The organism is Streptomyces sp. NPDC018610, from assembly GCF_044391765.1.
Taxonomy (GTDB): Bacteria; Actinomycetota; Actinomycetes; order Streptomycetales; family Streptomycetaceae; genus Streptomyces.
In genome coordinates this window covers 174,399-200,768 of sequence record NZ_JBISAL010000007.1, presented here as the reverse complement: position 1 = coordinate 200,768, position 26,370 = coordinate 174,399, and the positions used below count along the sequence as shown (strand labels likewise).

29 protein-coding genes are annotated in these 26,370 nt (G+C 72.9%); 24 read left to right on the top strand and 5 right to left on the bottom strand.

Annotated elements, in window-relative coordinates:
- Positions 1–87: 87 nt before the first annotated feature.
- From infA to ACH5A8_RS19435, 8 genes are all read left to right on the top strand, one after another.
- A complete protein-coding gene (infA, locus tag ACH5A8_RS19470) occupies positions 88–309 on the top strand; it encodes a translation initiation factor IF-1 (protein WP_003948620.1) in 222 nt (73 codons plus the stop codon).
- Between the two features lie 64 nt (positions 310–373).
- A complete protein-coding gene (rpmJ, locus tag ACH5A8_RS19465; protein ID WP_003998809.1) occupies positions 374–487 on the top strand; it encodes a 50S ribosomal protein L36 in 114 nt (37 codons plus the stop codon).
- A gap of 201 nt (positions 488–688) precedes the next feature.
- Entirely contained in the window at positions 689–1,069 is a 381-nt protein-coding gene (gene rpsM, locus ACH5A8_RS19460) for a 30S ribosomal protein S13 (RefSeq protein WP_365451851.1), read from the top strand.
- A gap of 65 nt (positions 1,070–1,134) precedes the next feature.
- Entirely contained in the window at positions 1,135–1,539 is a 405-nt protein-coding gene (gene rpsK / locus ACH5A8_RS19455) for a 30S ribosomal protein S11 (protein ID WP_003956432.1), read from the top strand.
- Between the two features lie 245 nt (positions 1,540–1,784).
- Positions 1,785–2,807, top strand: coding sequence for a DNA-directed RNA polymerase subunit alpha (locus ACH5A8_RS19450; protein WP_003966937.1), 1,023 nt, complete (start codon positions 1,785–1,787; stop codon positions 2,805–2,807).
- Positions 2,808–2,968: 161 nt separating this feature from the next.
- On the top strand, positions 2,969–3,469 hold the full coding sequence (rplQ, locus tag ACH5A8_RS19445) for a 50S ribosomal protein L17 (RefSeq protein WP_399003501.1): 501 nt from the start codon (positions 2,969–2,971) through the stop codon (positions 3,467–3,469).
- A 72-nt stretch (positions 3,470–3,541) separates the two neighbouring features.
- Positions 3,542–4,396 (top strand): tRNA pseudouridine(38-40) synthase TruA, encoded by an 855-nt coding sequence (gene truA / locus ACH5A8_RS19440; protein WP_399003499.1) that lies wholly within the window; start codon positions 3,542–3,544, stop codon positions 4,394–4,396.
- A 108-nt stretch (positions 4,397–4,504) separates the two neighbouring features.
- On the top strand, positions 4,505–5,899 hold the full coding sequence (locus ACH5A8_RS19435; protein ID WP_399003497.1) for a UDP-glucose dehydrogenase family protein: 1,395 nt from the start codon (positions 4,505–4,507) through the stop codon (positions 5,897–5,899).
- Between the two features lie 94 nt (positions 5,900–5,993).
- Here ACH5A8_RS19435 and ACH5A8_RS19430 read toward each other — a convergent pair whose 3' ends face one another.
- Positions 5,994–6,869, bottom strand: coding sequence for a hypothetical protein (locus ACH5A8_RS19430; protein ID WP_399003495.1), 876 nt, complete (start codon positions 6,867–6,869; stop codon positions 5,994–5,996).
- 380 nt (positions 6,870–7,249) lie between these two features.
- Between ACH5A8_RS19430 and rplM the strand changes: the two genes are divergently transcribed.
- The 3 genes from rplM to glmM all read left to right on the top strand — a co-directional run bounded on the left by rplM (position 7,250) and on the right by glmM (position 9,797).
- Entirely contained in the window at positions 7,250–7,693 is a 444-nt protein-coding gene (rplM, locus tag ACH5A8_RS19425) for a 50S ribosomal protein L13 (protein ID WP_392265952.1), read from the top strand.
- A 42-nt stretch (positions 7,694–7,735) separates the two neighbouring features.
- The gene (gene rpsI / locus ACH5A8_RS19420; protein WP_019754544.1) at positions 7,736–8,248 is read left to right on the top strand and encodes a 30S ribosomal protein S9; all 513 of its coding nucleotides are present in this window, start codon (positions 7,736–7,738) and stop codon (positions 8,246–8,248) included.
- Positions 8,249–8,438: 190 nt separating this feature from the next.
- Complete coding sequence (gene glmM, locus ACH5A8_RS19415) at positions 8,439–9,797, top strand: phosphoglucosamine mutase (protein ID WP_399003493.1); 1,359 nt, start codon at positions 8,439–8,441, stop codon at positions 9,795–9,797.
- A 268-nt stretch (positions 9,798–10,065) separates the two neighbouring features.
- Here glmM and ACH5A8_RS19410 read toward each other — a convergent pair whose 3' ends face one another.
- Positions 10,066–11,022, bottom strand: coding sequence for a DUF389 domain-containing protein (locus tag ACH5A8_RS19410; RefSeq protein ID WP_399003491.1), 957 nt, complete (start codon positions 11,020–11,022; stop codon positions 10,066–10,068).
- Between the two features lie 37 nt (positions 11,023–11,059).
- On the bottom strand, positions 11,060–12,028 hold the full coding sequence (gene coaA, locus ACH5A8_RS19405) for a type I pantothenate kinase (protein ID WP_399003956.1): 969 nt from the start codon (positions 12,026–12,028) through the stop codon (positions 11,060–11,062).
- A 232-nt stretch (positions 12,029–12,260) separates the two neighbouring features.
- Between coaA and ACH5A8_RS19400 the strand changes: the two genes are divergently transcribed.
- From ACH5A8_RS19400 to ACH5A8_RS19385, 4 genes are all read left to right on the top strand, one after another.
- Positions 12,261–13,055, top strand: coding sequence for a hypothetical protein (locus tag ACH5A8_RS19400; protein WP_399003489.1), 795 nt, complete (start codon positions 12,261–12,263; stop codon positions 13,053–13,055).
- 123 nt (positions 13,056–13,178) lie between these two features.
- The gene (glmS, locus tag ACH5A8_RS19395) at positions 13,179–15,026 is read left to right on the top strand and encodes a glutamine--fructose-6-phosphate transaminase (isomerizing) (protein ID WP_399003487.1); all 1,848 of its coding nucleotides are present in this window, start codon (positions 13,179–13,181) and stop codon (positions 15,024–15,026) included.
- Between the two features lie 132 nt (positions 15,027–15,158).
- Positions 15,159–15,380 carry a DUF4287 domain-containing protein gene (locus ACH5A8_RS19390; protein ID WP_396318868.1) on the top strand — a complete coding sequence of 74 codons (222 nt, stop codon included), beginning with the start codon at positions 15,159–15,161 and terminating at the stop codon, positions 15,378–15,380.
- Between the two features lie 212 nt (positions 15,381–15,592).
- Positions 15,593–15,964: a holo-ACP synthase gene (locus tag ACH5A8_RS19385; RefSeq protein ID WP_399003485.1), complete on the top strand. Its 372-nt coding sequence runs from the start codon at positions 15,593–15,595 to the stop codon at positions 15,962–15,964.
- A 108-nt stretch (positions 15,965–16,072) separates the two neighbouring features.
- Here ACH5A8_RS19385 and ACH5A8_RS19380 read toward each other — a convergent pair whose 3' ends face one another.
- Positions 16,073–17,881: a PP2C family protein-serine/threonine phosphatase gene (locus tag ACH5A8_RS19380; RefSeq protein WP_399003483.1), complete on the bottom strand. Its 1,809-nt coding sequence runs from the start codon at positions 17,879–17,881 to the stop codon at positions 16,073–16,075.
- Positions 17,882–18,089: 208 nt separating this feature from the next.
- Between ACH5A8_RS19380 and ACH5A8_RS19375 the strand changes: the two genes are divergently transcribed.
- The 5 genes from ACH5A8_RS19375 to ACH5A8_RS19355 all read left to right on the top strand — a co-directional run bounded on the left by ACH5A8_RS19375 (position 18,090) and on the right by ACH5A8_RS19355 (position 23,079).
- Positions 18,090–19,526 carry an NAD(P)H-hydrate dehydratase gene (locus tag ACH5A8_RS19375; protein ID WP_399003481.1) on the top strand — a complete coding sequence of 479 codons (1,437 nt, stop codon included), beginning with the start codon at positions 18,090–18,092 and terminating at the stop codon, positions 19,524–19,526.
- An 80-nt stretch (positions 19,527–19,606) separates the two neighbouring features.
- Positions 19,607–20,812: an alanine racemase gene (gene alr, locus ACH5A8_RS19370; RefSeq protein WP_399003479.1), complete on the top strand. Its 1,206-nt coding sequence runs from the start codon at positions 19,607–19,609 to the stop codon at positions 20,810–20,812.
- Positions 20,813–20,917: 105 nt separating this feature from the next.
- Positions 20,918–22,150 (top strand): alpha/beta fold hydrolase, encoded by a 1,233-nt coding sequence (locus ACH5A8_RS19365; RefSeq protein ID WP_399003477.1) that lies wholly within the window; start codon positions 20,918–20,920, stop codon positions 22,148–22,150.
- Positions 22,116–22,670, top strand: coding sequence for a tRNA (adenosine(37)-N6)-threonylcarbamoyltransferase complex ATPase subunit type 1 TsaE (gene tsaE, locus ACH5A8_RS19360; protein WP_399003475.1), 555 nt, complete (start codon positions 22,116–22,118; stop codon positions 22,668–22,670). The genes ACH5A8_RS19365 and tsaE overlap by 35 nt, the downstream gene beginning before the upstream one ends.
- 106 nt (positions 22,671–22,776) lie before the next feature.
- Positions 22,777–23,079 carry a hypothetical protein gene (locus ACH5A8_RS19355; protein ID WP_399003473.1) on the top strand — a complete coding sequence of 101 codons (303 nt, stop codon included), beginning with the start codon at positions 22,777–22,779 and terminating at the stop codon, positions 23,077–23,079.
- Positions 23,080–23,081: 2 nt separating this feature from the next.
- Here the strand turns inward: ACH5A8_RS19355 and ACH5A8_RS19350 are convergent, their stop codons facing one another.
- On the bottom strand, positions 23,082–23,639 hold the full coding sequence (locus ACH5A8_RS19350; RefSeq protein WP_399003471.1) for a hypothetical protein: 558 nt from the start codon (positions 23,637–23,639) through the stop codon (positions 23,082–23,084).
- A gap of 115 nt (positions 23,640–23,754) precedes the next feature.
- On the opposite strand from ACH5A8_RS19350, the gene tsaB reads away from it, so the two are divergent.
- From tsaB to ACH5A8_RS19330, 4 genes are read left to right on the top strand one after another with little or no spacing between them, the layout of a single operon-like run.
- Positions 23,755–24,408 carry a tRNA (adenosine(37)-N6)-threonylcarbamoyltransferase complex dimerization subunit type 1 TsaB gene (gene tsaB, locus ACH5A8_RS19345; RefSeq protein ID WP_399003469.1) on the top strand — a complete coding sequence of 218 codons (654 nt, stop codon included), beginning with the start codon at positions 23,755–23,757 and terminating at the stop codon, positions 24,406–24,408.
- Positions 24,409–24,452: 44 nt separating this feature from the next.
- On the top strand, positions 24,453–24,926 hold the full coding sequence (gene rimI / locus ACH5A8_RS19340) for a ribosomal protein S18-alanine N-acetyltransferase (protein WP_399003954.1): 474 nt from the start codon (positions 24,453–24,455) through the stop codon (positions 24,924–24,926).
- Positions 24,919–26,049: a tRNA (adenosine(37)-N6)-threonylcarbamoyltransferase complex transferase subunit TsaD gene (gene tsaD, locus ACH5A8_RS19335; protein ID WP_399003467.1), complete on the top strand. Its 1,131-nt coding sequence runs from the start codon at positions 24,919–24,921 to the stop codon at positions 26,047–26,049. The genes rimI and tsaD overlap by 8 nt, the downstream gene beginning before the upstream one ends.
- The gene (locus ACH5A8_RS19330) at positions 26,046–26,312 is read left to right on the top strand and encodes a hypothetical protein (RefSeq protein WP_399003465.1); all 267 of its coding nucleotides are present in this window, start codon (positions 26,046–26,048) and stop codon (positions 26,310–26,312) included. The genes tsaD and ACH5A8_RS19330 overlap by 4 nt, the downstream gene beginning before the upstream one ends.
- The last annotated feature ends 58 nt before the right edge of the window (positions 26,313–26,370 follow it).

The following is a 26,370-nucleotide window of genomic DNA, read 5'->3' as shown; positions in this document are numbered from 1 at the left end:
CGTCGGCTCTCGTGCACCCGCATGTCCGCATGCGCCCGCAAGGGAAGCAGGAGAGTCGATCAAGGTAGTCGATTCGAAGGGCGAAGCGTGGCCAAGAAGCAAGGTGCCATCGAGATCGAGGGCACTGTCGTCGAGTCTCTGCCGAACGCCATGTTCAAGGTCGAGCTCCAGAACGGCCACCAGGTCCTGGCACACATCAGCGGCAAGATGCGCATGCACTACATCCGCATCCTCCCTGACGACCGGGTCGTGGTGGAGCTGTCTCCGTACGACCTGACGCGTGGCCGGATCGTCTACCGGTACAAGTAGATCTTGCCCAGGTCCCGTGACCTACCACGGGGCCGCCGGCAACTGACCCGGAGAACCTCACCCAATGAAGGTCAAGCCGAGCGTCAAGAAGATCTGCGACAAGTGCAGGGTGATCCGCCGTCACGGCCGGGTCATGGTCATCTGCGAGAACCCGCGCCACAAGCAGCGCCAGGGCTGACGCACGACCGACCGCACCCTCTGCACCTCTATCGCAGAGTTTCGCGCGACGCGAGCTGAATATGTTCATACGCAGGTCCCGAGCGGCGTAAGCGTCCGTTCGACACCCCCGGCTCGGAGGCCGGGGACCCGGTTCGTACCTGGTACGGCGGCCGGGAGCCGGTCCTGCGGAAGACCTCCGAAGATCACCAGGAGCCATTGAATGGCACGCGTTTCCGGTGTTGACATCCCGCGCGAAAAGCGCGTGGAGGTCGCCCTCACCTACGTGTTCGGCATCGGCCGGACCCTGTCCCAGGCGACGCTGGCTGCCACCGGCATCGACCCCAACACCCGCGTCCGCGACCTCTCGGAAGAGCAGCTCGTCGCGATCCGCGAGTACGTCGACAACAACATCAAGACCGAGGGTGACCTCCGTCGCGAGATCCAGGCCGACATCCGCCGCAAGGTCGAGATCGGCTGCTACCAGGGTCTGCGGCACCGCCGCGGTCTGCCCGTCCGCGGTCAGCGCACCAGCACGAACGCCCGTACCCGCAAGGGCCCGCGTCGCGCCATCGCCGGCAAGAAGAAGCCGGGCAAGAAGTAGTCCGCAGCGGACTCGCCGTCCAGCGGTCTTCGCTGTAGGACCGACCACCTCCCGTAGGAGAAGACATGCCCCCCAAGGGACGTCAGGGCGCTGCCAAGAAGGTGCGCCGCAAGGAAAAGAAGAACGTCGCTCACGGCCACGCGCACATCAAGAGCACGTTCAACAACACCATCGTTTCGATCACCGACCCGAGCGGCAACGTGATCTCCTGGGCCTCCGCCGGCCACGTCGGCTTCAAGGGCTCCCGGAAGTCCACGCCGTTCGCCGCGCAGATGGCCGCCGAGTCGGCCGCCCGCCGCGCCCAGGAGCACGGCATGCGCAAGGTCGACGTGTTCGTGAAGGGCCCGGGTTCCGGTCGTGAGACCGCGATCCGTTCGCTTCAGGCCACCGGTCTCGAGGTCGGCTCCATCCAGGACGTCACCCCGACCCCGCACAACGGCTGCCGCCCGCCGAAGCGCCGCCGCGTCTGACGTCGGTGTCTCGGCGGTCCGGCCTCCGGCTGGGGGTGTGGGGGTCGCCCCCCACAGTCTCGCAGCACGGCTGCCGCCCGCCGAAGCGCCGCCGCGTCTGACGCACGTCGCTTCGCAAGGCCTGTCGGGCGGTACGGCTCCTTCGGGCCGTGCCGCCCGTACCCTTGCAGTACCCGCGCCCCTTCGGGCGCGGTCCGTCGGACGTCAAATAGCGGGCGTCCACGAAAGAAGGATCTGATCAACAGATGCTGATCGCTCAGCGACCCTCGTTGACCGAAGAGGTCGTCGACGAGTTCCGCTCCCGGTTCGTGATCGAGCCGCTGGAGCCGGGCTTCGGCTACACCCTCGGCAACTCCCTGCGCCGTACGCTCCTCTCCTCGATCCCGGGTGCGGCGGTCACGTCCATCCGCATCGACGGTGTCCTGCACGAGTTCACCACCGTGCCGGGCGTCAAGGAGGACGTCACCGACCTGATCCTCAACATCAAGCAGCTGGTCGTCTCCTCGGAGCACGACGAGCCGGTCGTGATGTACCTGCGCAAGCAGGGCCCGGGTCTGGTCACCGCCGCCGACATCGCGCCCCCGGCCGGTGTCGAGGTGCACAACCCCGACCTCGTCCTCGCCACGCTCAACGGCAAGGGCAAGCTGGAGATGGAGCTGACCGTCGAGCGCGGTCGCGGCTACGTCTCCGCCGTGCAGAACAAGCAGGTGGGCCAGGAGATCGGCCGTATCCCGGTCGACTCCATCTACTCGCCGGTGCTGAAGGTCACGTACAAGGTCGAGGCCACGCGTGTCGAGCAGCGCACCGACTTCGACAAGCTGATCGTCGACGTCGAGACCAAGCAGGCGATGCGTCCCCGTGACGCCATGGCCTCCGCCGGCAAGACCCTGGTCGAGCTGTTCGGTCTCGCCCGCGAGCTGAACATCGACGCCGAGGGCATCGACATGGGCCCGTCCCCCACGGACGCCGCCCTGGCCGCCGACCTGGCGCTGCCGATCGAGGAGCTGGAGCTCACCGTTCGGTCGTACAACTGCCTCAAGCGCGAGGGCATCCACTCCGTGGGTGAGCTCGTGGCGCGTTCCGAGGCCGACCTGCTCGACATCCGCAACTTCGGTGCGAAGTCGATCGACGAGGTCAAGGCGAAGCTGGCCGGCATGGGCCTGGCCCTCAAGGACAGCCCGCCCGGATTCGACCCGACCGCCGCGGCGGACGCCTTCGGGGCGGACGACGACGCGGACGCCGGTTTCGTCGAGACCGAGCAGTACTGAGAGCTCGGGGCCACTGGTCCGTTTTCGGCTGCCGGCCCGCTGTGGCTGGTCGCGCAGTTCCCCGCGCCCCTTCGGGCGCGGGGTCTCCGACAGGCGACCGCCTGCTCGGATACTGACCCCGGTACCTGACACGGCCGGGGCAGACACCTAGGAGAAACACCATGCCGAAGCCCACCAAGGGTGCCCGTCTGGGCGGCAGCGCCGCGCACGAGAAGCTGCTCCTCGCGAACCTCGCGAAGAGCCTCTTCGAGCACGGCCGTATCACCACCACCGAGGCGAAGGCCCGCCGCCTGCGCCCGTACGCCGAGCGTCTGATCACCAAGGCGAAGAAGGGCGACCTTCACAACCGCCGCCAGGTGCTCCAGGTCATCACGGACAAGGGCATCGTCCACACGCTCTTCACCGAGATCGGCCCGCGTTACGAGAACCGTCCCGGTGGCTACACCCGCATCACCAAGGTCGGCAACCGCCGTGGCGACAACGCGCCCATGGCCGTCATCGAGCTGGTCGAGGCGCTGACGGTGCAGCAGAACGCCGTGGGTGAGGCCGAGGCCGCCACCAAGCGCGCGGTCAAGGAGGCCGACGAGGCCAAGGCCGAGCAGGCCGAGGCCACCGAGGCTCCGGCCGAGGAGGCCGCTGCCGAGGAGTCGAAGGACGCCTGAGGCACTTCCTCGCGTCAAGCGGGTCCGCCCTTCGGGGCGGGCCCGCTTTTCCGTACCTGAGAGGATTCGCGTGTGAGTGACGAAGTACAGCCCGGTCATGTACGTATCCGTCTCGACCTGTCCTACGACGGTTCAGGCTTCCACGGCTGGGCCAAGCAGGCCGGCGGCAAGCGGACCGTTCAGGGGGAGATCGAGGACGCGCTGCGGACGGTCACGCGGTCCCAGGAGACGTACGAGCTGACCGTGGCCGGGCGGACCGACGCGGGCGTGCACGCGCGCGGGCAGGTGGCCCATGTGGACCTGCCCGAGCAGGTGTGGCGCGAGCACCACGAGAAGCTGCTCAAGCGGCTCGCCGGGCGGCTGCCCCGCGATGTCCGGGTGTGGGCCCTGCGACCCGCCCCCAGCGGGTTCAACGCCCGGTTCTCCGCCGTCTGGCGCCGCTACGCCTACCGCGTCACCGACAACCCCGGCGGCGTCGACCCGCTGCTGCGCGGGCACGTCCTGTGGCACGACTGGCCGCTCGACGTCGACGCCATGAACGAGGCCGCCCGGCATCTGCTCGGCGAGCACGACTTCGCCGCCTACTGCAAGAAGCGCGAGGGCGCGACCACCATCCGCACCCTCCAGGAGCTGAGCCTCGAGCGCGGCGCCGACGGGATCGTCACGGCGACCGTCCGGGCCGACGCCTTCTGCCACAACATGGTGCGCTCGCTGATCGGCGCGCTGCTCTTCGTGGGCGACGGCCACCGCACGCCCGACTGGCCCGGGAAGGTGCTGGCGGCGGGCGTACGGGACTCCGCCGTGCACGTCGTGCGGCCGCACGGGCTCACCCTGGAGGAGGTCGGCTACCCCGCCGACGAACTGCTGGCCGCGCGCAGCCGCGAGGCCCGCAACAAGCGCTCCCTGCCGGCGGCCGGCTGCTGCTGAGCCGCCGCTCACCGACGGTGACGGTACGGTCGCGGCCTGGCGGGAACTCGCCGGTGCACCCGCTCGCCGGACGGCTCGGCGGGGACGTACGGCGTAAGGGGCTGGTCCATGCGGCTCACCGTCATCGGCACCGGGTACCTCGGTGCCACGCACGCCGCCTGCATGGCGGAGCTGGGACACGAGGTGGTCGGCGTCGACACCGACGCCGGCCGGATCGCCGCGCTGCGGACCGGCCGGACGCCGTTCCACGAGCCGGGGCTGGCCGAGCTCGTCGCCCGGCACACGGCGAGCGGACGGCTGCGGTTCACGGGCTCGTACGAGGAGGCCGGGGCCTTCGGACAGGTGCACTTCGTGTGCGTCGGCACCCCGCAGCGCCGGGACTGCGACGGCGCCGACCTGACGTATGTCGACAGCGCGTTCGACGGCATCGCCCGGCACGCGCGCAAGGGCGCACTGCTGGTGGGCAAGTCGACGGTGCCGGTCGGCACGGCGGCGCGGCTGGCCGGGCGGCACCGCTCCGAGATCGCCTGGAACCCGGAGTTCCTGCGGGAGGGCTTCGCCGTCCGGGACACGCTCGCACCGGACCGGCTGGTGTTCGGAGTGCGCACGGCGCGCGCGGAAAGGCTGCTGCGCCAGGTGTACGCGAGCGTCCTCGCCGCCGGGACGCCCCTGATCGTCACCGACTTCGCCACCGCCGAGCTGGTCAAGACGGCCGCGAACTCCTTCCTCGCCACGAAGATCTCCTTCATCAACGCGATGGCCGAGGTGTGCGAGGCGACGGGCGGCGACGTGCGGAGGCTGTCCGAGGCGCTGGGGCACGACGAGCGCATCGGCCGGGCGTTTTTGAGGGCCGGGGCCGGTTTCGGCGGCGGCTGCCTGCCCAAGGACATCAGGGCCTTCGCGCACCGCGCCGCCGAGCTGGGCGTCGACCTGGGTTTCCTGCGGGAGGTCGACGCGATCAACATGCGCCGCCGGGACCGGGTGGTCGAACTGGCCCGTGAGCTGTGCGGCGGGACGGTCCTCGGGGCGCGGGTGGCCGTGCTGGGCGCGGCCTTCAAGCCGGACTCGGACGACGTCCGCGACTCGCCGGCGCTGAACGTGGCCGCGCGTCTGGACCTGGACGGCGCGGACGTGACGGTCTACGACCCGGAGGCCATGGACAACGCGCGCAAGGCGTTCCCGCTGCTCGGGTACGCGCTGTCGGCGCAGGAGGCGCTGCGCGGGGCGGAGCTGGTGCTGCACCTGACCGAGTGGCCGCAGTTCCGGGACCTGGATCCGCGCCGGGCGGCCGCCCTGGTGCGCCGGGCCTGGATCGTGGACGGCCGGGGCGCGCTCGACGCGGACCGCTGGCGGGCGGCGGGCTGGCGGTTCCGGGCGCTGGGCGGCCCGGCGGCACCACCGGAGCCCTCGGCGACCGCGCCGACCGCGTATCCCAAGGCGGACGCGGGGCCGGGACCGGTGCCGGAGACCGCGCCGGGCTGGTCGCGGGCGGTGGGCGCGTGAACCCCGACGGACGGCCGGCGGGGGACCGGGGGCTCAGGGACCGGTCCCCGGAGGGGGCCCGGGGGCCGGGCCGCGGCCGGGCGTCCGCGTGGGGCTACTGGTTCGTCGCCGCCGAGGCCTGGGCCTCGCCGCGGCGGCGGATCTGGCCGAAGGCGAACTCGGCGAGGTCGTCGCCGGCGCCGAACACCTTGGTGTCCTTGGTCGTCACGTTCTTGCCGCCGGGGAAGCCGCTGAGGGTGAAGTAGGCGTAGCGGCCGTAGGAGTTGGTGGTGGAGCGGCAGACCGCGCCGTTGCAGAAGGCCTTGACGCCGCCGCCGGTCAGCGGCTTGACGATGCTCTTCTTGTCGGCCTGGGTCTTGGCCTTGGTGGCCTGCGCCTCGGTGTCGAAGACGGCGATCCCGACCGTGGCGGCGACGCCGTCCTTGGTGTAGGTGGCGCGGATCAGACGGGTGCAGCCGTTGGCGGTGAGCACCTTGGCCAGGGTGCCCTGGGCGGCCGAGGCGCAGTTCTTGGTGTCGGCCGTGGAGCCCTTCTTGTACACGCTCCCGGCCATGGTCAGCTGTGCGCCGGGGAAGAGGGTGTCCGCGCTGAGCGGGGCCGTGTCCTTCTTGGCGCTGGATATGAAGTCCTTCGGATCCAGCGGGGGCGGCGCGGTGGTGGGCGCGAAGGACGGGGCGGCCGAGCCGCTCGGCGGCGTCGCGGTGGCGGGCTGCCGGGAGGGCCCGCCGGAGGCGTCGTTGTCGCCGTTCGCGGACATCACGGCCATGGTGACGGCCGCGCCGACCGCGACCGTGGCCAGCACGCCGCCGCCGACGAACAACAGACGGCGCCGTTTGTTCCGGCTCTCCGAGGCCTCGGCCAGCGCGGCCCAGTCCGGAGTCCCGTCGTCGCCCCCGCCGTTCCACGGCTGCTGGGAGTGCGGTTTCCAGGGATCCCACTGGGACTGCGAGCCCCCCTGCCCAAAACTCATGGGGCGCATCTTAGACGCGTCCGGCGGGGCGCCCGGCCCTCATGAGGCAGCGGGGACAAGGGCTCGGGGGCGTTCAGGACGATTGCGGCGGGTATGGGGTGGGGGCTTCGGGGCGCGGCGCCCCGTACACTGGGCGTGGAACACGCAGGGGACCGCGCCGGCCACCCCGTTTTGACCCCCGGAGGGCCGCGCAGGTACTCTGCATGTTCGTTGTGTATTGGCTTGGCTCTTCTCACGGACCCGGCCCTTACACCGGTCCACCGGGCCGATGACCAGCGACCAGCACGCGGTTTGCGTCACCGCTGTGCGGTCAGGGCTGTCGTGATCGTCTTCGGTGACCTTGTCAGGACCACTCACTGAAGAAGCGAAGGCTACGAACCGTGCGTACGTACAGCCCCAAGCCCGGCGACATCACGCGCCAGTGGCACGTCATTGACGCCCAGGACGTCGTCCTGGGCCGCCTGGCGTCCACCGCCGCCACCCTTCTGCGGGGTAAGCACAAGCCGATCTACGCGCCGCACGTCGACGCTGGTGACTTCGTCATCATCGTCAACGCCGACAAGGTGCACCTCTCCGGCAACAAGCGCACCCAGAAGATGGCGTACCGCCACTCCGGCTACCCGGGCGGTCTGCGGTCCGTCCGCTACGACGACCTCCTCGCGAACAACCCCGAGAAGGCCATCGAGAAGGCCGTCAAGGGCATGCTCCCCAAGAACTCCCTTGGCCGTCAGATGCTCTCGAAGCTGAAGGTCTACAAGGGTGACCAGCACCCGCACGGCGCCCAGCAGCCGGTGCCGTTCGAGATCACCCAGGTCGCGCAGTAAGTCCGGCCACCCCCTAAGCCTGAAGAGAATCTGAGGAGAATCGTGGCCGAGACCACTGCCGAGCAGCCGCTCGAAGAGCTTGACATCGACAGCTACACCACCGAGTCCGAGGTCCCCGTCGAGGGCGAGTACACCTCGGAGTCCCTGGCCTCCCGCTTCGGCGAGCCGCAGCCGGCCGCCGGCCTGGGCCGTCGCAAGAACGCCATCGCCCGCGTCCGGATCGTCCCGGGCACCGGCAAGTGGAAGATCAACGGCCGCACCCTCGAGGACTACTTCCCGAACAAGGTGCACCAGCAGGAAGTCAACGAGCCCTTCAAGGTGCTGGAGCTCGAGGGCCGTTACGACGTCGTCGCCCGCATCGCCGGTGGCGGTGTCTCCGGCCAGGCCGGCGCCCTGCGTCTCGGTGTCGCCCGCGCCCTGAACGAGGCCGACGTCGACAACAACCGCGGCCCGCTCAAGAAGGCCGGCTTCCTCAAGCGCGACGACCGTGCGGTCGAGCGCAAGAAGGCCGGTCTCAAGAAGGCCCGCAAGGCTCCGCAGTACAGCAAGCGCTAATCAGCGGCTGCCTGCGGACAGGCCTACTCCGAACGCCCCGGCGGCACGCCATTGTGCCACCGGGGCGTTCGTCTATCACAGAACTTGGGCGTATAACGGCACAAGGTGCTCAAACGCTGGTGTGATCGGATGCCGGGATGGTGAACACACCGGCACGGCCGCACGAACTGACGCTTTCTCAGGAGGACAAGTGGGACGACTCTTCGGCACGGACGGCGTGCGTGGCGTCGCCAACGCGGACCTGACCGCCGAGATGGCGCTCGGCCTCTCCGTCGCCGCGGCGCACGTACTGGCCGAGGCGGGCACCTTCGTGGGCCACCGTCCGACGGCGGTGGTCGGCCGGGACCCGCGTGCGTCCGGGGAGTTCCTGGAGGCCGCCGTGGTCGCCGGCCTGGCGAGCGCGGGCGTGGACGTGCTGCGTGTCGGCGTGCTGCCCACGCCCGCCGTGGCCCACCTGACCGGCGCGCTCGGCGCCGACCTCGGCGTGATGCTGTCGGCCAGCCACAACGCGATGCCCGACAACGGCATCAAGTTCTTCGCCCGCGGCGGCCACAAACTCGCCGACGACCTGGAGGACCGGATCGAGAAGGTCTACGAGGAGCACCGCACCGGCGCTCCCTGGGACCGTCCCACCGGCTCGGGCGTCGGCCGTGTCCGGGACTACGACGAGGGCTTCGACCAGTACGTCGCCCACCTCCTGAACGCCCTGCCGAACCGCCTCGACGGGCTGAGGATCGTGCTGGACGAGGCGCACGGCGCCGCCGCGCGCGTCTCCCCGGCGGCGTTCGAGCAGGCCGGCGCGGAGGTCGTCACCATCGGCGCCGAGCCGGACGGCCTCAACATCAACGACGGCTGCGGCTCCACCCACCTGGGCAAGCTGAAGGCCGCCGTCGTCGAGCACGGCGCCCACCTCGGCATCGCGCACGACGGCGATGCCGACCGCTGCCTGGCCGTGGACCACACCGGCGAGGAGGTCGACGGCGACCAGATCCTGGCCGTGCTCGCGCTGGCGATGCGGGAGCGTTCCGCACTGCGCTCCGACGCCGTCGTGGCGACCGTGATGTCGAACCTGGGCTTCAAACTGGCCATGGAGCGCGAGGGCATCCACCTCGTGCAGACCGCCGTCGGCGACCGCTACGTCCTGGAGGAGATGAAGGACAAGGACTACGCCCTCGGCGGCGAGCAGTCCGGGCATGTCATCATCCTCGACCACGCCACCACCGGCGACGGCACGCTGACCGGTCTGCTGCTGGCGGCCCGGGTCGCCCAGACCGGCCGCACGCTGCGCGACCTGGCGTCCGTGATGGAGCGCCTGCCGCAGGTCCTCGTCAACGTCCCCGACGTGGACAAGTCGCGGGTGAAGACCTCCGCCGACCTGGCCGCCGCCGTCACCGAGGCCGAGCGCGAGCTCGGCGAGACCGGCCGGGTGCTGCTGCGCCCCTCCGGCACGGAGCCGCTGGTGCGCGTCATGGTCGAGGCCGCCGACATCGAGCAGGCCCGCTCGGTGGCGGGCCGCCTGGCGGACGCGGTGAAGTCGGCGCTGGGCTAGGGCCTCTCGTTCGGATCACTCCGGGCACGCGTGCCCTGGTGCCGCGTCTCGCCGCGTTGTCGTCGGTTGCCATGGCTCCGCCATGACGCCCTCCTCCGCCTTGCGAGACACGGCACCAGACCCCGCTCCCTGACCCGGCCTGATCCGAACGAAAGCCCCTGGCCCGGCGCGGCGCGCCCGCTTCGGGGGCCGGTCCGTGGGGCGGGACGCGAGTCCCGCCCCGGCGGCGCTCCGGTGCGCGGGCCCGGCCTGAACCGAACGGAAGGCCCTAGCGCGGGCCCCGGTGCGCCGTGGCCTGGGTACGGTCGCGATGCGCCGCCCAGAGGAGCTTCTGGGCGAGCAGGGTGAGGACGCCGGCGAGGACGATGCCGAACAGGTTCAGCAGCAGCTGTTTGGTGGAGCCCCAGGTCTGGGCGGTGTCCCCGTAGGAGAGCGCGACGGCCGCGTTGGCGGCGGCCGGGACGGTGGTCACGGAGATGGCCACGCCGACCAGGGCGCCCGACTTGGCCGAGGTGAGCGAGAGCGTTCCGGCGGCGCCGGCGAGGACCGCCACCACGAAGGAGAACGCGTCGGGCGCGTAGACGAAGTTCGTGTTGGGCCGCGCCCCCTCCAGCTTCGCCTTGCTGAACAGGCCGAGCGCGTCCATGAGGAGGCTGAAACCGACCGTCACGGCCATCGCCAGGGCGAAACCGGCCAGCAGCGCCACCAGGGAGCGCAGCGCCAGCCGCGGGGCCCTGCGCACCAGGGCCGTGCCGATGCCGGCCAGCGGCCCGAACTCCGGGCCCACCGCCATCGCCCCGACGATCAGCACCGCGTTGTCGAGCACCACGCCGCAGGCGGCGATCATGGTGGCCAGGGTGATGAACGCCAGGTAGGTGATCGACAGCGTCGACTCCTCGTGGGTGGCCTCCGTCAGCTCCTCCCACAGCACCGCGTCCGCGGCCTCGCCCGGCGCCTCCCGCTCGGCCTCGTCGGCCCGCTCCGACAGCGACAGGTCGATGCTCTCCACGGCGATCGAACCGGCCTCGTCGATCCCCAGCGCCCGCAGCTTCCCCACGAGTTCGTCGGCGGCCTCGCGGGCGATGTCGCACATGACCACATCGCCCGCCGGATCGCGGGCCGCGCCCGGCAGCACCACGAGGTGCGCGGTGCCGACCGTCCCCCGCATCGCCGCGACCACGTCGTCGGTCCGGTCCGCGGGGGTGATCAGTCGTAGATGCAGCATGGGGGGCAGCGTAGACGCCCCCGCGCGACCGGCGCGTTCACAGCTTGCGCAGGCTCAGGCGCTGCACCTTGTGGTCGGGCCCCTTGCGCAGCACGAGCGTGGCACGGCCGCGGGTGGGCGCGATGTTCTCCACCAGGTTGGGCTTGTTGATGGTCCGCCACATGGTGCGGGCGTAGTCGAGCGCCTCGTCCTCCGCGACCTGGGTGTACTTGCGGAAGTAGGAGGAGGGGTCCTGGAAGGCGGTGTCGCGCAGCTTGCGGAACCGGTTCAGGTACCAGCGCTCGATGTCCTCGGTGCGCGCGTCGACGTACACGCTGAAGTCGAAGTAGTCGGCGAGTCCGACCCTGGTGCGGCCGTCCGTGCCGGGCAGGGCGGGCTGCAGGACGTTGAGCCCCTCGACGATCAGGATGTCCGGGCGGCGCACGGTGAGCTTCTCGCCGGGGACGATGTCGTAGATCAGGTGGGAGTAGACCGGGGCCGTGACCTCGCGCTTGCCGGCCTTGATGCCGGCGACGAACCGGGTCAGCGCGCGGCGGTCGTAGGACTCCGGGAAGCCCTTGCGGGACATCAGCCCGCGCGCCTCCAGCTCCCGGGTGGGCAGCAGGAAGCCGTCGGTGGTGACCAGCTCGACCCGCGGGTGCTCGGGCCAGCGGGAGAGCAGTGCCTGCAGCAGCCGGGCGACGGTGGACTTGCCCACGGCGACCGAACCCGCCACCCCTATGACGAAGGGCGTGCCCGACTGGGAGCCCTGTTCGCCCAGGAAGGTGTTGAGCGCGCCGCGCAGTTCGTCGGTGGCGCCGACATAGAGGTTGAGCAGGCGGGACAGCGGCAGGTAGATGTCGCGCACCTCGTCGAGGTCGATGACGTCGCCCAGGCCGCGCAGCCGCTCCACCTCCTCGGCGGTCAGCGGGAGCGGCGTCTTGTCGCGCAACGCGCTCCACTCGGCTCGGGTGAGGTCGACGTAGGGAGTCGCCTCCGGCTTGGACCGGTGGGCGCTCCGGGGCATCGAGGGGACCGGTGAGATCACAGTCCATTGTTAACGGAGTTCGAACGGGGCGGGAGGTGGGGTGCGTCACGCGGGTCCGGCCGGCTGTGCGTGGCCTGTGAAGATCACGTGGGTGTCACGGTCGGGTACCGGGTGGTAAAGGCATGATCATTTAGTTGACTGTGACACGTAAAGTGCGGGCAAAAGCACTGCGGAGGGTTTCCGCAGGCCCGAAGAGAAAGAGCTCGCCTCCGTGAGATCCCTGGTGATCCGCCGTACGTGCCTCGCCGCGTCCGCCACCGCCCTCGCCCTGCTCGTCACCGCCTGCGGCGGTTCCTCCGACGACGACGGCGAGAAGGGCGGTGCCGGCAAGACCGCTCAGGCCGAGAAGTCCGCGTCCGCCGCGCCGGCCGCCGCGAAGCCGCTGTCCGCCGCCGAGCTGGAGAAGGCCGCGCTCACGCAGGCCGACGTCAAGAGCGGCAAGGTCACCAAGGTCCCGGCCAAGGACGAGGTGGCGCAGGACAAGGTCACCGCGGACAAGGCGGCCTGCACCCCGCTCGCCCAGCTCCAGCTCGGTTCCTACCTCGGCAAGCCGGCCGCGGTCGTCAAGCGGGAGTGGAAGGGCGACCCGAAGAAGCCCGCCGCGAACGCGAGCGACGAGGAGAAGTTCCTCGCCGGTGTGGACGTGCCGCAGGTCCTGGTGACGCTGGCCTCCTACGAGGACGGCGGCGCCGAACAGGTGATGAAGGACCTGAACGCGGCCGTCACCTCCTGCGCCGGCGGCTACACCTACAGCGCCGCCGGGGAGAAGACCAAGAGCCTGAAGGTCACGAAGACCGACGCGCCGCAGGGCGGCGACGAGGCCCTGGCCGTGACCTCGACGGTGGACGCCGAGGACGGCGTCAAGGCCCCGGCGAAGGGCGTCGTCGTCCGCAAGGGCGCCACCGTCGCCTACTTCCCCGCGGTGAACTTCGCCGCCGCCGCCACGGGCAAGGACTTCGCCTTCCCCACCGAGATCGTGGACGCGCAGCTCGGCAAGCTGAAGTGACGTCGCGGTGAGGTGATTCCCACCGGGGTGCGCGGGTCAGGCGTTCGTACCCCGGTGGGAATTCCCGATTTCGGGCACGCAGAGCCGCCTTCCGCGGCCTGACAGCCCTTAGGCTGCGGTGCCATGTGCGGAATCGTGGGTTACGTGGGGTCGCAGTCGGCGCTCGAGGTCGTGATGGCCGGGCTGAAGCGGCTGGAGTACCGGGGCTACGACTCGGCCGGCGTCGCCGTCCTCTCCGACGGCGGGCTGGCGTCGGCGAAGCGGGCCGGCAAGCTGGTCAACCTGGAGAAGGAACTCGTCGACCGGCCGCTGCCGACCGGCTCGACCGGCATCGGGCACACCCGCTGGGCCACCCACGGCGGCCCCACGGACGCCAACGCGCACCCGCACCTGGACAACGCGGGCCGGGTCGCCGTCGTGCACAACGGCATCATCGAGAACTTCGCCGCGCTGCGGGCCGAGCTCGTCGAGCGCGGGCACGAGCTGTCCTCGGAGACCGACACCGAGGTCGTCGCGCACCTGCTCGCCGAGGAGTTCTCCGCCTGCGCCGACCTGGCCGAGGCGATGCGGCTGGTCTGCCGCCGTCTGGAGGGCGCGTTCACCCTGGTCGCGGTGCACGCCGACGAGCCGGACGTGGTCGTGGGCGCCCGCCGCAACTCCCCGCTGGTGGTCGGCGTCGGCGAGGGCGAGGCCTTCCTCGCCTCGGACGTCGCCGCGTTCATCGCCCACACCCGCTCCGCGATCGAACTGGGCCAGGACCAGGTGGTGGAGCTGCGCCGGGACGGCGTGACGGTCACCGGCTTCGACGGGCGGCCCGCCGACGTGCGCTCCTACAACGTCGACTGGGACGCGGAGGCCGCCGAGAAGGGCGGCTACGACTACTTCATGCTCAAGGAGATCGCCGAGCAGCCCAAGGCGGTCGCCGACACGCTGCTGGGCCGCATCGACGCGGCCGGCAACCTGTCCCTGGACGAGGTCCGCATCTCCGCGCCCGAGCTGCGCGAGATCGACAAGGTCGTCATCGTCGCCTGCGGCACGGCCTTCCACTCGGGGCTGATCGCCAAGTACGCCATCGAGCACTGGACCCGCATCCCCTGCGAGGTCGAACTCGCCAGCGAGTTCAGGTACCGCGACCCGATCCTGGACGCGCAGACCCTCGTCATCGCCATCTCCCAGTCCGGCGAGACCATGGACACGCTGATGGCGCTGCGGCACGCCCGGGAGCAGGGCGCCAAGGTGCTCGCCGTCTGCAACACCAACGGCTCGACGATCCCGCGCGAGTCCGACGCGGTGCTGTACACGCACGCCGGGCCGGAGGTGGCGGTCGCCTCCACCAAGGCGTTCCTGACCCAGCTGGTGGCCTGTTACCTGGTGGCGCTGTACCTGGGCCAGGTGCGGGGCACCAAGTGGGGCGACGAGATCAGGGCCGTCATCCGCGACCTGTCCCGGATCGGCGGCGCGGTGGAGCGGGTCCTGGAGACCATGGAGCCGGTCAGGGCCCTGGCCCGCTCGCTCGCCGACAAGAACACGGTGCTGTTCCTGGGCCGGCACGTGGGCTACCCGGTCGCGCTGGAGGGCGCGCTCAAGCTGAAGGAACTCGCCTACATGCACGCCGAGGGCTTCGCGGCCGGCGAGCTGAAGCACGGGCCGATCGCCCTGATCGAGGAGGACCTCCCGGTCGTCGTGGTCGTCCCGTCCCCGCGCGGCCGCTCCCTGCTGCACGACAAGATCGTCTCCAACATCCAGGAGATCCGGGCGCGCGGGGCCCGCACGATCGTGATCGCCGAGGAGGGCGACGAGGCGGTGGTCCCGTACGCGGACCACCTGATCCGCATCCCGGTCACCCCGACGCTGCTCCAGCCCCTGGTGGCCACGGTCCCCCTCCAGGTCTTCGCCTGCGAGCTGGCCACCGCGCGCGGCAACGAGGTGGACCAGCCGCGCAACCTGGCCAAGTCGGTGACGGTGGAGTGAGGAGCCGAGGGAGCCGGGGCCGGTGGCGCGTGTCGTGAACTGATCGGCGGACGGCCGATGAGTTCCTCCCCCCGGGGCGGTCGTACGTGTGACAGTCGCACCGACGACATGAGCGCAGGAAGGACCGCCGTCATGACCGCACCGGCCAAGGCCGTCAAGGGACCCGCCAGCTACTTCCCCTCCATCGAGAAGAAGTACGGACGGCCGATCGCCGAGTGGCAGGAGCTGATCCGTTCCTCGCCGCTCGGCAAGCACATGGAGCTGGTGAACTGGCTCAAGGCCGAGCACGGCCTCGGACACGGCCACGCCAACGCACTGGTGGCGCACACCCTCGCCGAGGCCGCCGGGAAGTGAGCCGCGGGCCCGCCCGGCCCCGGCGACTGGCCCGTCCGGCCCCGGCGGCGGGGTCGCCCGCGGACGCGTCCGGCCGACGAGAGGGCGGCCCGTCCGCCTGTGGCCCGTCCGCCCGTGGAGTCACGGCCCGCGGTGATGCCCTGAAGGGCGATCAGGCCGCGGCGGGGTGTGACACGGGGGAGGGCCAGGCGGCGGGCCGTAGGGTGCTCGGCATGAGCATCATCGGGGTCGGCATCGACGTGGCCGAGATCGACCGGTTCGCGGCGTCGCTGGAGCGGACGCCCAACCTGGTCAAGCGGCTGTTCGTGGAGCGGGAGCTGCTGCTGCCCAGCGGGGAGCGGCGGGGCATGGCGTCGCTGGCGGCTCGGTTCGCCGCCAAGGAGGCGGTCGCCAAGGCGCTCGGCGCCCCGGCCGGACTGCTGTGGACGGACGCCGAGGTGTACGTCGAGGACACCGGCCGGCCGCGGCTGCGGGTGAAGGGGTCGGTCGCGGCACGCGCCGCGGAACTGGGGGTGCGGGCGTGGCACCTGTCGCTCAGTCATGACGCGGGGGTGGCGTCGGCGGTCGTGATCGCCGAGGGGTGACTTCCCCGGGGCGCGCCGGGGGGTGCGCGGGGAGGCAGGGACGGCCCCGGAGACGGGGGCAGCCGGGCGCGTCCGGCGGCGGGGCGGGGGGCGCGCCCGCGGAGATCCTCACCCGCCGGTGTCGTCGTCCCCCACGAGGCGGAAGGCGAGCACGGTGGCGTCGTCCTGCACGTGCGGTCCGGTGAGCCGGTCGACCAACTGCCGGACGTAGACGTCGAGGGCCTCGTCGCCCGGCGGGATGCGGTGCTCGGCGCTCTCCTGGACGGCCCGCACCAGGCGCGAGGAGTCCCGGTCGAGGTCCGAGCCGCGGCGTTCGATCAGACCGTCCGAGTACAGCAGCACCACGTCGTCGGGGTACAGCAGGGTCTCGGCCGCCGTGTAGCTCTCGCCGGGCAGGACGCCCAGCGGCATGCCGGGGCCGCCCGGCGGCGGGTCGAGCAGGCGCGCCCGCCGGTCGCGCACCAGGATGGGCAGCGGATGACCCGCGCAGGTCCAGCGCAGCAGCGCGCGGTCGGGGTGGTAGTGGGCGATGATCGCCGTGGCGGTGGACTCCTCGCCGTCGTCGCAGGCGACCAGGTTCAGCCAGCCGGTCAGCCCCTCCACCAGTTCGCCCGTGAACGCCAGCCCGGCCAGCGCGTAGCGCAGCTTCGCCATGAGGGTGACGGCGTCGAGTCCGTGGCCGCGGGCGTCGCCGAGCGCGATCAGCACCTGGCCGGTCGGCAGGATGCGGGTCTTGTACCAGTCGCCCCCCACCCGTGCCGCGCGGCCCGCGGGCCGGTAGACGGCGGCCGCCTCGACGCCGTGCCGGGCCAGCTCCGTCGGGAAGCGCGGCACGATGGCGTCGCGCAGCCGCTCGGCCACGTCGGCGACCGTGTCGGCCCGCTCCCGCTGGGCCCGCGCCTCCCGTACCGCCTGCTCGGCCACCGCGCGGCTGTGCACGTCGGAGGTCACGTCGCGGCACACGGCGCGCACGGTCCACACCGGCCCCAGCCGGGGGCGCACGGGTTCGCCGATGAAGCGGAGGGTCCGCTCGTGCGGCGAGGCCAGGCTCAGTTCGACGTCCACGACGTCCCGCTCGCGCAGCAGGATGTCGTGGAGCGCCTTGTACAGCGGCTCCCGGCTGTCCGGCGAGAGCATGCGGCCCAGTTCGAGCAGGTCCGGCAGGGGCTGCGAGGCGGACAGGCCGAGCACCCGGTCCAGCCCCGTCGCCTCGACGGTCCCGTCGCCGAGGTTCCATTCGGCCCAGCACACCCGCGCCAGGTTCTGCGCCGCGTCCGCCATCCGGGCGCGGGCCTTCTCCGAGCGCTCCCAGGTGATGAGCAGCAGTTCCCCGAAGGATGCGACGCGCGCCTCGCTGCTCAGGCGCACCGCCTGCCCGTCCGGGCCGGACAGCGACCACTCGGCGGACTCGGGGCCCTGGGGCAGCTTGGTGCGGTGGGCCTCGGTGAGCAGGAGGGGCAGGGGGGTGTCGGCGAGGTTGGGGAAGCGTTCGAACAGCGGGACCGGTCCGGTGCGCGGCGGCAGGGCGTCGGGCGGGAAATGGCTCTCGGCGTACCGCCGTGCGGCGGCGTTCTCGCCCACGTAGCAGAAGTCCGCCACCTCGCCCGCCTCGTCCAGTACCGGAAGGACCACGATGGCGGCGAGCGGGAGGGCGTCGAGCAGCTGCCAGGCGGCCGGTTCGGGGATCTCGGCGGAGGGCGTGTGCGCGGAGGGGGCGTGGCGCCCCTCCGCCGCCGGGGGGTGCGCGGGGCACACGGGGACGGCGCAGGCGGCGACGTACTGGCCGATCCGGAAGCGCTGTTCGGCCAGCAGCAGCTCCAGCTCCTGGAGCCATCGGGCACCGCGCTCGTCGTCGCCGCCGTCGTGCGCCGTCCGGGCCGGGCGCGCCGCGTCGGTCCCGACCGGTTCGTCTGTCATGTCCGCTCGGGTCCCTTCTCCTCGTCCGGTCCCGCCGTGGGCGAGCCGCCGGGCAGCGCCGTCCGGTGGCCGCCGGGGCCAGGACTGCCGGGTTCCCCGGTGGGGCGGGTACGCACATGGCGCCCGCGACGGACGATGCGCGGGCGTATCCGACCGGCGGCCCGGTTTCCCGCGCGGCATCGGGCGGATCCGGGGCAGACTCGTCGGCATGCGTACCGCGTACAGCGTTGAGACGGTCAGGACGGCGGAGCGCGCGCTGATGGCGAGGCTCCCGGACGGCGCCCTCATGCAGCGCGCCGCGGCGGGGCTCGCCGCCACCTGCGCGGATCTGCTCGGACGGGTCTACGGCCGCCGGGTGGTGCTCCTGGTGGGCAGCGGGGACAACGGGGGCGACGCCCTGTACGCCGGGGCCCGCCTGGCCCGCCGCGGCGCCGGGGTGACCGCGGTCCTGTTCGCCCGGGACCGCGCCCACCCGGGCGGCCTCGCCGCGCTGCGCCGGGCCGGCGGCCGGGCCGTCGGCCCAGAGGCGGCGGGGGAGTCGATCGACCGGGCCGACCTGGTCGTCGACGGCATCGTCGGCATCGGCGGCACGGGCGGTCTGCGCCCCGACGCCGCCCCGTCGGCCGAGCGCGCGGCGCGCTCCGGCGCCGTCGTCGTCGCCGTGGACCTGCCCAGCGGCGTCGAGGCCGACAGCGGGCAGGTGCGCGGCGCCGCCGTGCGCGCCGACCTGACCGTCACCTTCGGCGCCCACAAGCCGGCCCTGCTGATCGACCCGGCCCGCGAGCACGCCGGCACGGTGCGCCTCGTCGACATCGGCCTGGGCCCCGAACTGCCCGCCGATCCCGAACTGGAGGCGCTGCAGCACGCCGACGTGGCCGCCCTGCTGCCGGTGCCGGCCGCCGAGAGCGACAAGTACCGCCGGGGCGTCGTCGGCATCGCCGCGGGCTCGGCCCGCTACCCCGGCGCCGCCGTGCTCGCCGTGTCGGGCGCGCTGCGCGGCGGCGCGGGCGCCGTCCGGTACGTGGGTCCGGCCGGCGAGGCGGTCCTCGCCCGCTTCCCCGAGACCCTGGTGTCCGACCGCGGGCCGCACCAGGCCGGCCGGGTGCAGGCGTGGGTGGTGGGACCGGGCGCCGGGGACGACGCCGCCACCGTCGCCGAGGTGCTGGAGACGGACGTGCCGGTGCTGCTGGACGCCGACGGCCTGCGCCTGGCCGCCCGCGACGCCGTACGCGCCCGTACCGCCCCGACGCTGATGACCCCGCACGCAGGCGAGGCGGCCGCCCTGCTCGGCGTGGCCCGCGAGGAGGTCGAGGCGGCCCGGCTGTCCGCCGTGCGGGAGCTGGCCGCCCGTTACCGGGCGACCGTCCTGCTGAAGGGCTCGACCACGCTCGTCGCCGATCCGGACGGAGGGCCGGTGCGGGTCAACCCGACCGGCACGCCCTGGCTCGCCACGGCCGGCAGCGGCGACGTCCTGTCGGGGCTCGCCGGGTCCCTGCTCGCCGCCGGCCTGCCGCCGCGCGACGCCGGCAGCGTGGCGGCCTACCTGCACGGACTGGCCGGCCGCTTCGCCGCGGACGGCGCCCCCATCGGTGCGCACGACGTCGCGGAGTGCCTCCCGCGCGCCTGGCGGGACGTACGGGAGTGAGGCGCCGCGCGTTCGCCGCCGGCCCGGGGCGGGCCCGGCGCCGCGGGGGCCCAGCGGCCCTCTGAGACACTGGGGGCGCGATGAACGAGACAGCACACCCGCGGACGGCCCCGCTGCGCGCCCGCGCCGAGATCGATCTGGCCGCTCTGCGGGCCAACGTGCGGGCCCTGCGCGGACGGACGCCCGGCGCGGCCCTGATGGCCGTGGTCAAGTCCGACGCGTACGGCCACGGAGCCCTCCAGTGCGCCCGCGCGGCCCTCGCCGCCGGCGCCACCTGGCTCGGCACCGCCACGCCCGAGGAGGCCCTGGCGCTGCGCGCGGCCGGGCTGTCGCCGGAGCGGACGCGGATCCTGTGCTGGCTGTGGACGCCGGGCGGGCCGTGGCGAGAGGCCGTCGAGGCCGACGTGGACGTGTCCGTCAGCGGGCTGTGGGCCCTGGCCGAGGTACGGGAGGCGGCCCGCGCCGCCGGCCGGCCCGCACGGGTGCAGCTGAAGGCCGACACCGGACTCGGCCGCAACGGCTGCCAGCCCGCCGACTGGCCCGAACTCGTCGCGGAGGCGCTGCGCGCCGAGGCCGAGGGGCTGGTCCGGATCACCGGGCTGTGGTCCCACTTCGCCTGCGCCGACGAGCCCGGCCACCCCTCCATCGCCGCGCAGCTCGACCGGTTCCGCGAGATGGTCGCCCACGCCGAGGCGCGGGGCGTGCGCCCCGAGGTGCGGCACATCGCCAACTCGCCCGCCGCGCTCACCCTCCCCGAGACCCACTTCGACCTGGTGCGCACCGGCATCGCCCTCTACGGCATCTCGCCCAGCCCCGAGCTGGGCACCCCGGCCGACTTCGGGCTGCGGCCGGTGATGACGCTGTCCGCCTCGCTGGCCCTGGTCAAGCACGTGCCCGGCGGCCACGGCATCAGCTACGGGCACCACTACGTCACCGCGGGCGAGACCACCCTCGGCCTGGTGCCCGTCGGGTACGCCGACGGGATCCCGCGCCACGCCTCCGGCACCGGCCCCGTCCTGGTCGGCGGCAAGTGGCGTACGGTCGCGGGGCGGATCGCGATGGACCAGTTCGTGGTCGACCTGGGGGGCGACGAGCCCGAGGTGGGGTCGCGGGCCGTGCTGTTCGGGCCCGGCGACGGGGGCGAGCCCACCGCGGAGGACTGGGCGCAGGCGGCGGGCACGATCGCGTACGAGATCGTCACCCGCATCGGGACACGCGTTCCCCGCGTCCATGTGAACGAGGAAGGGGACGAGGGGGACGGGGAGCGGGTCGCGCCGAGGCGGTGACCCGCACGGCGGAGGCGGGCCGCGGGGCCCGGCCGTCACCGTGACCCCGAACACCAGTACGTCGCATCGGCACGGCACGAGCACGAGTACGAGGAGGAGCGGTACGTGAGCGAGAGCAGTGCGGCGGCGGCCGGGGCCTCCACCGCGGGGGCGGGCGGCTGGCGCCGGGCGACCGGCATCGCGGGGGCCGCGATAGGCGTGGTGGCCGCGGGCGCGGCGGCCACCGTAGCCATCGAACGGATGACCGTGGGCCGGGGCATGCGCAGGAAGGCCCGGCTCGCCCTGGACTCGGCGGGCCCGTACGGGACCCTGCGCGGCACCCCGGGCACGGCGTACGCCGACGACGGCACCGAGCTGTACTACGAGATCGACGACATCGACCCGGCCGCCGCCGCGGACCTCGGCCCGCGCCGCCGCAGGCTCTTCGGCCGCAAGGCCCCCGCACCCGTCACCGTCGTCTTCAGCCACGGCTACTGCCTCAGCCAGGACTCCTGGCACTTCCAGCGCGCGGCGCTGCGCGGCGTCGTACGGACCGTGCACTGGGACCAGCGCAGCCACGGCCGTTCGGGGCGGGGCGTGGACCAGCTCACAGACGACGTGCCGCTGACCATCGACCAGCTGGGCCGCGACCTGAGGGCCGTCATCGACGCCGCCGCGCCCGAGGGGCCGATCGTGCTGGTCGGGCACTCCATGGGGGGCATGACCGTGATGGCCCTGGCCGCCCAGTACCCCGAACTGATCCGCGAGCGGGTCGTCGCCACCGCCTTCGTGGGAACGTCCCCGGGCCGGCTCGGCGAGGTCAACTTCGGACTGCCGGTGGCCGGCGTCAACGCGGTGCGCCGGGTGCTCCCCGGCGTGCTGAAGGCGCTCGGGCAGCGCGCCGAACTGGTGGAGAGGGGCCGGCGGGCCACCGCCGACCTGTTCGCCGGGATCATCAAGCGGTACTCCTTCGCCGGCCGGGACGTCGATCCCGCGGTCGCCCGGTTCGCCGAACGGATGATCGAGAACACGCCGATCGACGTGGTCGCCGAGTTCTACCCGGCCTTCACCGACCACGACAAGACCGAGGCGCTGGCCCTCTTCGCGGACCTGCCGGTGCTCGTCCTGGCCGGCCTCCAGGACCTGGTCACGCCCAGCGAGCACAGCGAGGCCATCGCCGATCTGCTGCCGGAGGCGGAACTGGTGCTGGTGCCGGACGCCGGGCACCTCGTGATGCTGGAGCACCCGGAGGTCGTCACCGACCGGCTCGCCGACCTGCTGACCCGCGCGGGGGCGGTCCCGGCAGGTACTACCGTGGGCACTTATGGAAGCACCAGCAGCACCGCACAGCCCGGCTGACCCCGCGTCCGTCGAGATCACCGTCACCTCTCCCGACCAGATGCGGGAGCTGGGCCGCCGGCTCGCGAAGCTGTTGCGCGCCGGCGACCTCGTGATGCTCAGCGGTGAGCTCGGCGCGGGCAAGACGACGCTGACCCGCGGGCTCGGCGAAGGACTCGGCGTGCGCGGCGCCGTCACCTCCCCGACCTTCGTGATCGCCCGTGTGCACCCCTCGCTGGGCGACGGCCCGCCGCTCGTTCACGTCGACGCCTACCGGCTCGCCGGCGGCCTGGACGAGATGGAGGATCTCGACCTCGACGTCTCGCTGGCGGACTCGGTGATCGTCGTGGAGTGGGGCGAGGGCAAGGTCGAGGAGCTGACAGACGAGCGGCTCCAGGTCCGGATCCACCGGACCGTGGGCGACGGGTCCTCCCTGGGGGCGGCCCCCGAGGCCGCGGAGACCGACGAGGTGCGGCACATGACGGTGACGGGGATCGGCGACCGATGGGCGGCCGTGGACCTGGGGGTTCTGACCGCCTGAGGAGGCGGCGGGTCCTTGAGCGGGGACTCCCGGGCGTGGTCACATGGTGTCCAGCTCGTGGTCAGGTTTACCTGACCATGCCCGCCCCCGTCCCCAGGAGGCGTCCATGCCGGCTGCCGAGAACCCGTCCCGGCCGTACCCGGCCACCGGTGTGTCCCTGCGCGACCTGTTGGCCTCCTGCGCCGCCGCCGCGGCGGTCTCCCGCCCGCCCCGGGCCCCGGAACCCGCGGAAGCCGGCCCGGACCGGTCCGGCGCCCGCACCGATCCCCGGTCCGCCGCCCGCACGAATGCCCAGCCCGGTACCCGCACGGATCCCCGGCCCGGTTCCCGCACGGACCCGCGCGCCGTGACCCGCGAGGACGACCGCCCCGTTCCCCGCACGGTGGGAACGCACCGGGAAGCGGCGTAGCCCTATCGGATGACGACGACCTTCTGCCCGATCGTCGCGAACATCCACATCGTCTCGCCGTCCGTCCGCGACTCGCGGATGCCGCCCGTCTTCACGCTCGTGTCCGCCCGCTGCGCCGACTGGTCCACCGCCGCGCTGAACCCGATGACCACGCCCCGCACGTCGGCGAAGCGCACGACGTGCTCCACGGGGACGCCGTCGGTGCCGATGATCGTCTTCGACCGCGAGGTGACCGCGTAGGTGCCCGGGGCCGGGTCGACGCTGCCGGGAGTGACCCTGAAGGTGTTCTCCACCGTGCCGCCCGGGCCCACCAGCCACACCCGGTCGTCGTCCACCGAGTACACGACCCGCTCGCCCGTGCCCGAGCCGCCGGGCAGCGCGGCCGGGTGCCGCCGGTCGCGAGGCGCCTTGACGACGCTCGCCGCCGGCGTCGCGCTCGCGCCGGGCCTGCCGCTCAGGGACTCCGGGACGGTCGAGGCCGCCCGGTGGGCGAGGAGGCCGACCGTGGCGAGCGCCGCCGCGGTGAGCCCGGCCACCCATCCCGAGCTGCTCCGTGCCACGGTCGTCCACCTCTGGATCAGTCGCTGTACCAGTGCCAGGCTCGCGACGGTAGCAGCCGGAACGTGCCCGGCCCGGGCGGCCGTGCGGGGCTCGCGGGAGCCGTAGGCTGTTTGCGTGCTCTTGCTCGCTCTGGATACCGCCACCCCCGCCGTCACCGTCGCCCTGCACGACGGAACGGCCGTCATCGCGTCGTCGAGCCAGGTGGACGCGCGCCGGCACGGAGAGCTCCTGCTTCCGGCCGTCGACCGCGTCCTCACCGAGGCCGGACTCGCACTGGACGCCGTCACGGGCATCGTGGCCGGCACCGGACCCGGCCCCTACACCGGACTGCGCGTCGGCCTGATGACCGCCGACACCTTCGGCCTGGCGCTCGGCGTCCCCGTGCACGGCGTGTGCACGCTCGACGGCCTCGCCTACGCCGCCGACGTCGCCGGCCCCTTCGTCGTGGCGACCGACGCCCGCCGCAAGGAGGTGTACTGGGCGCGCTACGCCGACTCCCGCACCCGTCTCACCGACCCGGCGGTCGACCGGCCCGCCGACATCGCCGACGAGGTCCGGGGCCTGCCCGCGGTCGGCGCCGGCGCGCTGCTCTACCCGGACACCTTCCCCCACGCGCACGAACCCGAGCACGTGTCGGCCGCCGCCCTCGCCTGCCTGGCCGCCGAGAGGCTGGCCGCCGGCGAGGAGCTGCCCGCGCCCCGGCCGCTGTACCTGCGCCGGCCGGACGCGCAGGTGCCCAAGAACTACAAGGTGGTCACCCCCAAGTGACCGGCGAGACGACGACCGGGGCCGCGTCGCCCGCCCTGCGCGAGATGCGCTGGTGGGACATCGACCCGGTGCTGGAGCTGGAGAAGGACCTCTTCCCCGAGGACGCCTGGTCCCGGGGCATGTTCTGGTCCGAGCTGGCCCACTCCCGCGGCCCCGAGGCCACCCGGCGCTACGTGGTGGCCGAGGAGGACGGCCGGATCGTCGGCTACGCCGGGCTCGTGGCCTCCGGGGACCAGGGCGACGTCCAGACCATCGCGGTCGCCCGCGACCACTGGGGCAGCGGGCTCGGCGCCCTGCTGCTGACCGAACTGCTGCGGGCCGCGACCGCCTTCGAGTGCGCCGAGGTGATGCTGGAGTGCCGCGTGGACAACGTCCGCGCCCAGCGCCTCTACGAGCGCTTCGGCTTCGCCCCCATCGGCTTCAGACGCGGCTACTACCAGCCGGGGAACGTGGACGCCCTGGTGATGCGCCTGACCGACCCCTCCACCTCCGTACAAGGAACCGAGATCAATGGCTGACCCACGCGACGAGCCGCTCGTCCTCGGCATCGAGACCTCCTGCGACGAGACCGGCGTCGGCATCGTGCGCGGCACCACGCTGCTGGCCGACGCGGTCGCCTCCAGCGTCGACGAGCACGCCCGCTTCGGCGGTGTCGTCCCCGAGGTCGCCTCGCGGGCGCATCTGGAGGCGATGGTGCCGACCATCGACCGCGCGCTGAAGGAGGCGGGGGTGAGCGCGAAGGACCTGGACGGCATCGCGGTCACCGCCGGACCCGGCCTGGCCGGCGCCCTCCTGGTCGGCGTCTCGGCCGCCAAGGCGTACGCGTACGCGCTCGGCAAGCCGCTGTACGGCGTCAACCACCTCGCCTCGCACATCTGCGTGGACCAGCTGGAGCACGGTCCGCTGCCGGAGCCGACGATGGCGCTGCTCGTCTCGGGCGGCCACTCCTCGCTGCTGCTGTCCACCGACATCACCTCCGACGTACGGCCCATGGGCGCCACGATCGACGACGCGGCCGGCGAGGCCTTCGACAAGATCGCCCGCGTGCTGAACCTGGGCTTCCCCGGCGGCCCGGTCATCGACCGCTACGCCCGCGAGGGGGACCCGACGGCGATCGCGTTCCCGCGCGGCCTGACCGGCCCGCGCGATGCGGCGTACGACTTCTCCTTCTCCGGGCTGAAGACCGCGGTGGCCCGCTGGATCGAGGCCAGGCGGGCCGCCGGGGAGGAGGTCCCGGTGCGCGACGTGGCCGCCTCCTTCCAGGAGGCGGTGGTGGACGTGCTGACCCGCAAGGCCGTGCGGGCCTGCAAGGACCAGGGCGTGGACCACCTGATGATCGGCGGCGGCGTGGCCGCCAACTCGCGGCTGCGGGCGCTGGCCCAGGAGCGGTGCGAGGCGGCCGGCATCCGGCTGCGCGTCCCGCGGCCCAAGCTGTGCACGGACAACGGCGCGATGGTGGCGGCGCTGGGCGCGGAGATGGTCAGCCGCAACCGGGCCGCCTCCGACTGGGACCTGTCGGCGGACTCGTCGCTGCCGGTCACCGACCCGCACGTCCCGGGCGACGCGCACCGCCAGGCCCACGCCCACGGTCACACCCACGACCACGTGCACGAGGTCAGCAAGGAGAACCTGTACTCGTGAGCGTGGCGCTGATGTGGGAGGCCCGCGCGGTGCCGGGCCGGGGCGAGGAGTTGCTGGCGTGGGTGCGGGAACAGCCGCTCGCCGGGCGGCCGTCGCGCCGCGAGGTGTTCCGCGCCCCGCAGGACCGGGTCCTGGTCATCACCTGGTGGGACGCGCCCTACGACGCCGATCTCCCGGAACTCCCCGAGCCCGCCGCCGATCTGGTCACCCGCGCTGTGCACCGCTGGCGGTTCGAGCCGGTGCCCTGGGCGCCGGAGCACTGACTGGCGCACCGCCCGCCCCGTGCTCTATGATCATCACACGCAAGCGGGCAACAACGGT

Coding starts and splice junctions, on each gene's coding strand:
- rpmJ (WP_003998809.1), top strand. CDS start 374: ATGAAGGTCAAGCCGAGCGTCAAGAAGATCTGCGACAAGTGCAGGGTG.
- rpsM (WP_365451851.1), top strand. CDS start 689: ATGGCACGCGTTTCCGGTGTTGACATCCCGCGCGAAAAGCGCGTGGAG.
- rpsK (WP_003956432.1), top strand. CDS start 1,135: ATGCCCCCCAAGGGACGTCAGGGCGCTGCCAAGAAGGTGCGCCGCAAG.
- ACH5A8_RS19450 (WP_003966937.1), top strand. CDS start 1,785: ATGCTGATCGCTCAGCGACCCTCGTTGACCGAAGAGGTCGTCGACGAG.
- rplQ (WP_399003501.1), top strand. CDS start 2,969: ATGCCGAAGCCCACCAAGGGTGCCCGTCTGGGCGGCAGCGCCGCGCAC.
- ACH5A8_RS19435 (WP_399003497.1), top strand. CDS start 4,505: ATGCGGCTCACCGTCATCGGCACCGGGTACCTCGGTGCCACGCACGCC.
- ACH5A8_RS19430 (WP_399003495.1), bottom strand. CDS start 6,869: ATGAGTTTTGGGCAGGGGGGCTCGCAGTCCCAGTGGGATCCCTGGAAA.
- ACH5A8_RS19410 (WP_399003491.1), bottom strand. CDS start 11,022: ATGCTGCATCTACGACTGATCACCCCCGCGGACCGGACCGACGACGTG.
- coaA (WP_399003956.1), bottom strand. CDS start 12,028: ATGCCCCGGAGCGCCCACCGGTCCAAGCCGGAGGCGACTCCCTACGTC.
- glmS (WP_399003487.1), top strand. CDS start 13,179: ATGTGCGGAATCGTGGGTTACGTGGGGTCGCAGTCGGCGCTCGAGGTC.
- ACH5A8_RS19390 (WP_396318868.1), top strand. CDS start 15,159: ATGACCGCACCGGCCAAGGCCGTCAAGGGACCCGCCAGCTACTTCCCC.
- ACH5A8_RS19385 (WP_399003485.1), top strand. CDS start 15,593: ATGAGCATCATCGGGGTCGGCATCGACGTGGCCGAGATCGACCGGTTC.
- ACH5A8_RS19380 (WP_399003483.1), bottom strand. CDS start 17,881: ATGACAGACGAACCGGTCGGGACCGACGCGGCGCGCCCGGCCCGGACG.
- ACH5A8_RS19375 (WP_399003481.1), top strand. CDS start 18,090: ATGCGTACCGCGTACAGCGTTGAGACGGTCAGGACGGCGGAGCGCGCG.
- alr (WP_399003479.1), top strand. CDS start 19,607: ATGAACGAGACAGCACACCCGCGGACGGCCCCGCTGCGCGCCCGCGCC.
- tsaE (WP_399003475.1), top strand. CDS start 22,116: ATGGAAGCACCAGCAGCACCGCACAGCCCGGCTGACCCCGCGTCCGTC.
- ACH5A8_RS19355 (WP_399003473.1), top strand. CDS start 22,777: ATGCCGGCTGCCGAGAACCCGTCCCGGCCGTACCCGGCCACCGGTGTG.
- rimI (WP_399003954.1), top strand. CDS start 24,453: ATGCGCTGGTGGGACATCGACCCGGTGCTGGAGCTGGAGAAGGACCTC.
- tsaD (WP_399003467.1), top strand. CDS start 24,919: ATGGCTGACCCACGCGACGAGCCGCTCGTCCTCGGCATCGAGACCTCC.